The sequence below is a fragment of the Polaromonas sp. YR568 genome (assembly GCF_943372955.1).
Taxonomy (GTDB): Bacteria; Pseudomonadota; Gammaproteobacteria; order Burkholderiales; family Burkholderiaceae_C; genus Polaromonas.
Genome location: NZ_CALSAL010000016.1, coordinates 22,099 through 28,745, shown reverse-complemented (window position 1 = coordinate 28,745; position 6,647 = coordinate 22,099). Strand labels below are relative to the sequence as shown.

Annotated in this window: 8 protein-coding genes and 1 pseudogene; 6 read left to right on the top strand and 3 right to left on the bottom strand. The window is 61.6% G+C overall.

Annotated features, from left to right (window positions below):
* The 3 genes and pseudogenes from AAG793_RS16655 to AAG793_RS16645 form a co-directional block, all read right to left on the bottom strand.
* Window positions 1-539 (bottom strand): annotated as a pseudogene (locus tag AAG793_RS16655) (putative 2-aminoethylphosphonate ABC transporter permease subunit); the annotation flags it as partial.
* A gap of 93 nt (window positions 540-632) precedes the next feature.
* Window positions 633-953: a DUF493 family protein gene (locus AAG793_RS16650; RefSeq protein ID WP_341910206.1), complete on the bottom strand. Its 321-nt coding sequence runs from the start codon at window positions 951-953 to the stop codon at window positions 633-635.
* Entirely contained in the window at window positions 950-1,876 is a 927-nt protein-coding gene (locus tag AAG793_RS16645; protein WP_341910204.1) for an aminotransferase class IV, read from the bottom strand. The genes AAG793_RS16650 and AAG793_RS16645 overlap by 4 nt, the downstream gene beginning before the upstream one ends.
* Window positions 1,877-2,170: 294 nt before the next feature.
* On the opposite strand from AAG793_RS16645, the gene AAG793_RS16640 reads away from it, so the two are divergent.
* The 6 genes from AAG793_RS16640 to atpA all read left to right on the top strand — a co-directional run bounded on the left by AAG793_RS16640 (window position 2,171) and on the right by atpA (window position 6,601).
* Window positions 2,171-2,704: an ATP synthase subunit I gene (locus AAG793_RS16640; protein WP_341910202.1), complete on the top strand. Its 534-nt coding sequence runs from the start codon at window positions 2,171-2,173 to the stop codon at window positions 2,702-2,704.
* Between the two features lie 11 nt (window positions 2,705-2,715).
* The gene (gene atpB, locus AAG793_RS16635; RefSeq protein WP_341910199.1) at window positions 2,716-3,621 is read left to right on the top strand and encodes a F0F1 ATP synthase subunit A; all 906 of its coding nucleotides are present in this window, start codon (window positions 2,716-2,718) and stop codon (window positions 3,619-3,621) included.
* Window positions 3,622-3,679: 58 nt separating this feature from the next.
* Window positions 3,680-3,925 carry a F0F1 ATP synthase subunit C gene (gene atpE / locus AAG793_RS16630; protein WP_263532376.1) on the top strand — a complete coding sequence of 82 codons (246 nt, stop codon included), beginning with the start codon at window positions 3,680-3,682 and terminating at the stop codon, window positions 3,923-3,925.
* A 37-nt stretch (window positions 3,926-3,962) separates the two neighbouring features.
* Complete coding sequence (locus AAG793_RS16625; protein ID WP_341910198.1) at window positions 3,963-4,433, top strand: F0F1 ATP synthase subunit B; 471 nt, start codon at window positions 3,963-3,965, stop codon at window positions 4,431-4,433.
* Window positions 4,434-4,455: 22 nt separating this feature from the next.
* Window positions 4,456-4,986: a F0F1 ATP synthase subunit delta gene (locus tag AAG793_RS16620; protein ID WP_341910197.1), complete on the top strand. Its 531-nt coding sequence runs from the start codon at window positions 4,456-4,458 to the stop codon at window positions 4,984-4,986.
* 61 nt (window positions 4,987-5,047) lie between these two features.
* Entirely contained in the window at window positions 5,048-6,601 is a 1,554-nt protein-coding gene (gene atpA / locus AAG793_RS16615; protein WP_341910195.1) for a F0F1 ATP synthase subunit alpha, read from the top strand.
* Window positions 6,602-6,647 lie beyond the last annotated feature (46 nt).

Here is a 6,647-nt window from a genome sequence, read left to right as displayed (position 1 = left end):
CTGAGCGCGGTGACCAGGATCATCAGTGCGTGGGGAAAAACCGCAAAACCTTCGGCCACCACAATGCCCGGCGCGCCGTAAATTTCAGAGATGCCAATGCTGGTGAGCCAGGCCTTGAGCACACCCTGGTTGCCAAACCAGTAGATCAGCGAGATGGCGGCCAGCAGCGACGGCGCCAGCAACGGCACCAGCGTGATGCCGCGAAACAGCGGCTTGTACGCCATGCACGAGCGCGTGAGCGCATACGCAAAGCCAAACGCCAGTGGAATGGTGATGGCCGTGACCAGCGCCGACACCCAGATGCTGTTCCACAAACTTTCCAGCAAGGCCGGCGTTTGCGCGTAGGCAATGAAGTTGGCAACACCGACGAATTCGCCCTCCTTGCCTTCCACCGCCTGCTGCAGGATGGCCAGCAGCGGGAACGCCAGGAACGCGATGAGCGCCAGCGCCACGACGGCCAGCGCAGCGTGCGCCACGCGGTCGGTCCAGTGGGCCAATGGCTTGATCTCAGCGCTGGATGGTTTAAGCACTGCCGACATGTCAGTTCCAAGCGGCCACCGTGGAACCGGCTTTGCCGGGCCACTGGTGGCGCCCCCTTGAGGGGGAGGCGCCGAAGGCGCTTCGGGGGGGAGTCACAAAACCACCTTGACCATCGGATGCGTGGACAGCGTGCGGTACAGCTCATCGAGCTGCTCCCGGCTGGTGGCGGTGACGGTGATGGTCACGCCCAGGTATTTGCCGCCCTTGCTTTCGCGCAGCTCGATGGTGCTGGCGTCGAAGGCCGGGTCGAACTGGTGCGCGATCAGGGTGATGACGTGAACGAGTCCATCGACCTTCTCACCCATGACCTTGATCGGGAAGAGTGAGGGGTATTCAATCAGCGACTCCTGCCGCGCCGCTGGAACGTCGGCAATCGGTCCGCCGCTGGCGGGTGGGGGTGGTTTGGGTTTCATGCAGCGGTCTCCATGGTGGCCTTGGCGTCCTGGTAGGCGGCGTAAAGGCGTGCATACACTGGCCCTGGCCGGCCTGCTGCTGCGCCATGGCCCACCGGTTGGCCGTCCAGCCGGGTGATGGGCAGCACCTCCTTGGTGGCTGACGACAGCAGCAGCTCATTGGCCGACTGCACTTCGGCGCGGCTGATGCGGCGCAGCTCGAAAGGGATGCCGGCCGCATGGCAGATCTCCTCGATCAGCCCGTAGCGAATGCCTTCGAGCACCAGATGATCCTTTGGCGGGCCCAATACCTTGCCCCCCCTGACGACCCAGACGTTGCTCGACGCCGCCTCGCTGAGGTCATCGCCCCTGAACATGACGGTCTCCACCGCGCCTGCGTCCACGCTGATCTGGCGTGAAATCACGGCGCCCAGCAGGCTGGTGCTCTTGATGTGGGCTTTTTCCCAGCGGAAGTCGTCCGCTGTCACGCAGGCCACGCCTTCTCTGCGCTGCTGCTCGCTCGGCAGCTTCATGGCATTGCACATGGCGAAAACAGTCGGCACCAGACCGGGCAGCATGGGATGGTCGCGCATGGCGACGCCGCGGCTGAGCTGGATGTAGATGAGCTGGTTGCCATCTGCGGGGGCTGTGCCGTTGCTGCGCGCATGCTCCGTGACCAGCCGGTCGACCAAGGCGCGCCACTCGGCGTGAGTCATGGGGTTGGCGATCCGCAGCTCGCGCAGGCTGCGGTCCAGCCGCGCCATGTGCTGCTCAAAGCGAAACGGGCGCCCGCCATAGACCGGCACCACCTCGTAAATACCGTCCCCGAAGATGAATCCGCGGTCGAGCACGCTGATCCTGGCGTCTTTCAGGGGCGTGAACTCGCCGTTCAGGTAGCACAGGGTGTCGGGCAGCGGAGGGGGAATATGCGCAGAAGGCGTCATGGGGTAGGGGGGGCTGTCTGTGGTGGTGGCAAGAGGGGGCTGTGGGCAGGGGCTGGGTCGATCAGCAGACTACGCCCGAAAAAGGTGAAACTCCTCGGACCCCGCGCCTTGGGTGTCCTCCATTGTGGCAAGAAACGCGCATTGTTCCGACGGCAGGGCCTCCGAAGACCCCGGATTTCGGGGTGTGTATCAAGTAACCAAAAACTCGCCGGGGAATCTATCGGATGGGCCGGGTTTCTACGTATAATCAGGGGCTTTGCTCAAGAGCGCCCTGTAACTCTGCGGTAATTTGGAATGTCGAAAATCAATGGTTCGACCGTCGGAGCTGTCAGAGTTGCTTCGGGAGCGACAGGCGCTACAGAAGACGGAGTTGAGGCGGAAGATCAGGACTTCAAGGTCCTGACGCGGGAAGAAGCGCAAAAGCTGCGCGACGCGAATCCCCCCGTTTCCCCGTGGGCAGTGTTGGCAGGTCAGCTGGTGGTCGGGGTCCTCACGGCATGTGTCGTCTGGGGTCTGACCGGCAGGCCCGGTGCAGGATGGTCGGCGCTCTATGGCGCTCTGGCTGTGGTGGTTCCGGCGGCGCTCTTTGTGCGCGGGCTCGCCAGCAAGGTGTGGTCCCTGAATGCGGGCACTGCGGTGGCCGGGTTCTTCGTGTGGGAAATGGTCAAGGTGGCCTTGACGGTGGCGATGCTGTTTGCGGCGCCGCGAATGATTGTGCAGTTGGACTGGCTGGCGTTGCTGGCGGGTTTTGTCGTGACGATGAAGGTGTACTGGGTGGCCATGTGGCTGAACCTCGGACGCGCGAGTCGGCTCAAAAAAATGGAATGAACTGGTGATTTATGGCTACTGCTGAACAAACAGGAACAAGCGTACCGTCTGCCGCACCGTCTGCTGGTGAGTACATCCAGCACCACCTGCAGCACCTGCAGATGAATTTCTCTTTTGAGAGCGCCAAGCAAAAGAGCTTGGTCGACTTCAGCATCTTCAACGTCGATTCGCTGGTGTATTCGGTCCTGCTGGGCGTCATCGGCTGCTACGTGCTGTGGCGTGCGGCGCGTCAGGCAACTTCGGGTGTGCCCGGCCGTTTCCAGGCGGCCGTGGAAATCCTGTCCGAAATGGTGGAGAACCAGGCCAAGGGCGTGATTCACAACGCCACCAGCCGCAAGCTCGTCGCTCCTCTGGCCCTGACGGTGTTCGTCTGGATTTTTGCGATGAACGCCATGGACATGCTGCCCGTCGATGCGCTGCCCGCGCTGTGGCACGTGGCCGGTCCGGCCATTGGCCAGCCCGACTACATGCGCGTGGTGCCTACCGCCGACCTGTCGACCACCCTGGGCCTTTCAAGCAGCGTGCTGCTGGTGTGCCTGTTCTACAGCGTCAAGATCAAGGGTCTGGGCGGCTGGACGCACGAACTGGTGGCCGCGCCCTTCGGTGACAAGGTATTCCTCTACCCCGTCAACTTCCTGATGCAGATGATCGAATTCGCCGCCAAGACCGTTTCACACGGCATGCGGTTGTTCGGCAACATGTTTGCCGGCGAACTTATTTTCATGCTGATCGCCCTGATGGGTGGCGCATGGGCCTGGCAATTCAACCCGCTGGCTGGCGGGTTCTGGCTGGGTATCGGGCATGTGATCGCCGGAGCTGCGTGGAGCATTTTCCACATTCTGGTGATCACGCTGCAAGCCTTCATCTTCATGATGTTGACGTTGATTTACGTGGGGCAGGCCCACGACTCTCACTGATCTTTTGCACTGATCTTTTCTTTCGTTTTTTCTTTTCCGCCATTACTTAGGAGCAATCATGGAAAATATTCTCGGCCTCGTCGCACTGGCTTGCGGTTTGATCGTTGGTTTGGGCGCACTCGGCGCATCGATCGGCATCGCGCTGATGGGCGGCAAGTTCCTTGAGGCTTCGGCTCGCCAGCCGGAACTCATGAATGAACTGCAGACCAAGATGTTCATTCTGGCCGGTCTGATCGACGCCGCGTTCCTGATCGGTGTGGCCATTGCCCTGCTGTTCGCGTTTGCCAAGCCTTTCGCCATCTGATTTTCGCAACGCTTTCACGCTTGAAAGGTAATAAGCTGTGAACATCAACGCAACCCTGTTCCTGCAGGCCGTTGTTTTTGCGATCCTGGTGTGGTTCACGATGAAGTTCGTGTGGCCACCCATCACAAAAGCACTGGACGAGCGGGCACAAAAAATAGCGGATGGCCTCGCTGCTGCCGACAAGGCCAAGTCTGAACTCTCCATCGCCAACAAGCGTGTCGAGGACGAACTGGCCAAGTCCCGCAACGAAGCCGCCGTGCGCCTGGCCGAGGCCGAGCGCCGCGGCCAGACCCTGATCGAAGAAGCCAAGGCCCGCGCCACCGAAGAAGGCAACAAGATAATCGCTGCCGCCAAGGTGGAAGCCGAACAGCAGACCGTTAAGGCCCGCGAGACCCTGCGCGAGCAGGTGGCTGCACTGGCCGTCAAGGGTGCTGAGCAGATCCTGCGCAAGGAAGTCAATGCCTCCGTGCATGCCGACTTGCTGGGTCGCCTGAAGACAGAACTTTGAACGTCATTGAGCGAGCACTAACATGGCCGAATTAGCCACCATTGCCCGTCCGTATGCCGAGGCGCTTTTCAAGGCGTCTTTGGCAGACCTGGGCGCTACTGCTGTCTGGCTCGACGAGCTGGCCGCCATCGCGGCCAATGAGCAGCTTCAGAGCTTCGCGGGCAACCCGAGCGTGACGGCAAGCCAGACGTTTGACGTGATCACAGGTGTGGCCAAAACGGCCCTGCCCGAGGCAGCAAAGAACTTTCTGCGCGCGGTGATTGACAACGGCCGCATCAGCGTGCTGCCCGAAATCGCAGCGCAGTTCCGCACGCTGAAAAATGAGAAGAGCGGCTCTTCCGATGCCACCGTGTACAGCGCCTTTGCGCTGGACGGCGCGGCGCTGGCTGATCTGGCGTCGACTCTGGAAAAGCGGTTTGGCCGCAAGCTCAACCTGACGGTGGAGCTGGAGCCGGCGCTGATCGGTGGCGTTCGTGTCGTGGTGGGCGACGAGGTGCTGGACACCTCGGTCAAGGCCCGTTTAGAGCAAATGAAAGTGGCGCTGATCGCCTGAGCGGCAACGCCCGGCGTGCCCTCAGGTTTTTAGCCAACAACATAGAAAGAAGGAAAGAGTCATGCAACTCAATCCCGCAGAAATTTCTGAACTGATCAAGAGCCGCATCGAAGGCCTGACAGCCAGCAGCGACGTTCGCAACCAGGGCACCGTGGTGTCCGTGACCGACGGTATTGTCCGCATCCACGGCCTGTCCGACGTGATGCAGGGCGAGATGCTGGAATTCCCCGCGACCGCCGACGGCACGCCCACCTATGGTCTGGCGCTGAACCTCGAGCGCGACTCCGTGGGTTCCGTGATTCTGGGTGAGTACGAGCACATCGCCGAGGGCGACACCGTCAAGTGCACGGGCCGTATTCTGGAAGTGCCTGTGGGTCCCGAACTGCTTGGCCGCGTGGTCAACGCCCTGGGTCAGCCGATCGACGGCAAAGGCCCGATCAACGCCAAGATGACCGACGTGATCGAGAAGGTCGCACCCGGTGTGATCGCCCGTAAATCGGTCGACCAGCCACTGCAGACCGGCCTGAAGTCCATCGACTCCATGGTGCCCGTGGGCCGTGGCCAGCGCGAACTGATCATTGGCGACCGCCAGACCGGCAAGACGGCCGTGGCCATCGACGCCATCATCAACCAGAAGGGCAAAGGCGTGTCGTGCGTTTACGTCGCGATTGGCCAGAAAGCCTCGTCGATCAAGAACGTGGTGCGCTCCCTGGAGCAGGCCGGCGCGATGGAGTACACCATCGTTGTGGCTGCATCCGCTTCCGAATCGGCCGCCATGCAGTACGTCAGTGCCTACTCTGGCTGCACCATGGGCGAGTACTTCCGCGACCGCGGTGAAGACGCGCTGATTGTGTATGACGATCTGTCCAAGCAGGCCGTGGCCTACCGTCAGGTGTCGCTGCTGCTGCGTCGTCCGCCCGGACGCGAAGCCTACCCTGGCGACGTGTTCTACCTGCACAGCCGTCTGCTGGAGCGCGCTGCCCGCGTGAGCGAAAAGTACGTCGAAGACTTCACCAAGGGTGCTGTCAAAGGCAAGACTGGCTCGCTGACCGCGCTGCCGATCATCGAAACGCAGGCCGGCGACGTGTCCGCCTTCGTGCCGACCAACGTGATCTCGATCACCGACGGCCAGATCTTCCTGGAAACCAGCCTGTTCAACGCCGGCATCCGCCCCGCCATCAACGCCGGTATCTCGGTGTCGCGCGTCGGTGGTGCTGCCCAGACCAAGCTGATCAAGAACCTCTCTGGCGGTATCCGTACCGACCTGGCCCAGTACCGTGAACTGGCTGCATTCGCGCAGTTTGCTTCTGATCTGGACGAGGCCACCCGCAAGCAGCTCGACCGCGGTGCCCGCGTGACCGAACTGCTGAAGCAGGCCCAGTACTCGCCGCTGTCCATCTCCAACATGGCTGCCACGCTGTATGCCGTGAACAAGGGCTTCATGGACGACGTCGAAGTCAAGAAGGTTCTGGCGTTTGAACACGGCCTGCATGCTTTCCTCAAGGACAAGAATGCAGCGCTGATGGCCAAGCTCGAAGCCAACAAGGCCATGGACAAGGACGCCGAGGCGGAACTGAACGCGGCTGTGGCCGAGTTCAAGAAGTCGTTTGCCTAAAAATGACGCACACCCCCGAAGCGGCCTGCGGCTGCCTCCCCCTCAA

Bases quoted from the DNA above. Each gene is read 5' to 3' on its own strand.
- AAG793_RS16650 (WP_341910206.1), bottom strand. From the start codon at position 953: ATGAAACCCAAACCACCCCCACCCGCCAGCGGCGGACCGATTGCCGAC.
- AAG793_RS16645 (WP_341910204.1), bottom strand. From the start codon at position 1,876: ATGACGCCTTCTGCGCATATTCCCCCTCCGCTGCCCGACACCCTGTGC.
- AAG793_RS16640 (WP_341910202.1), top strand. From the start codon at position 2,171: ATGTCGAAAATCAATGGTTCGACCGTCGGAGCTGTCAGAGTTGCTTCG.
- atpB (WP_341910199.1), top strand. From the start codon at position 2,716: ATGGCTACTGCTGAACAAACAGGAACAAGCGTACCGTCTGCCGCACCG.
- atpE (WP_263532376.1), top strand. From the start codon at position 3,680: ATGGAAAATATTCTCGGCCTCGTCGCACTGGCTTGCGGTTTGATCGTT.
- AAG793_RS16620 (WP_341910197.1), top strand. From the start codon at position 4,456: ATGGCCGAATTAGCCACCATTGCCCGTCCGTATGCCGAGGCGCTTTTC.
- atpA (WP_341910195.1), top strand. From the start codon at position 5,048: ATGCAACTCAATCCCGCAGAAATTTCTGAACTGATCAAGAGCCGCATC.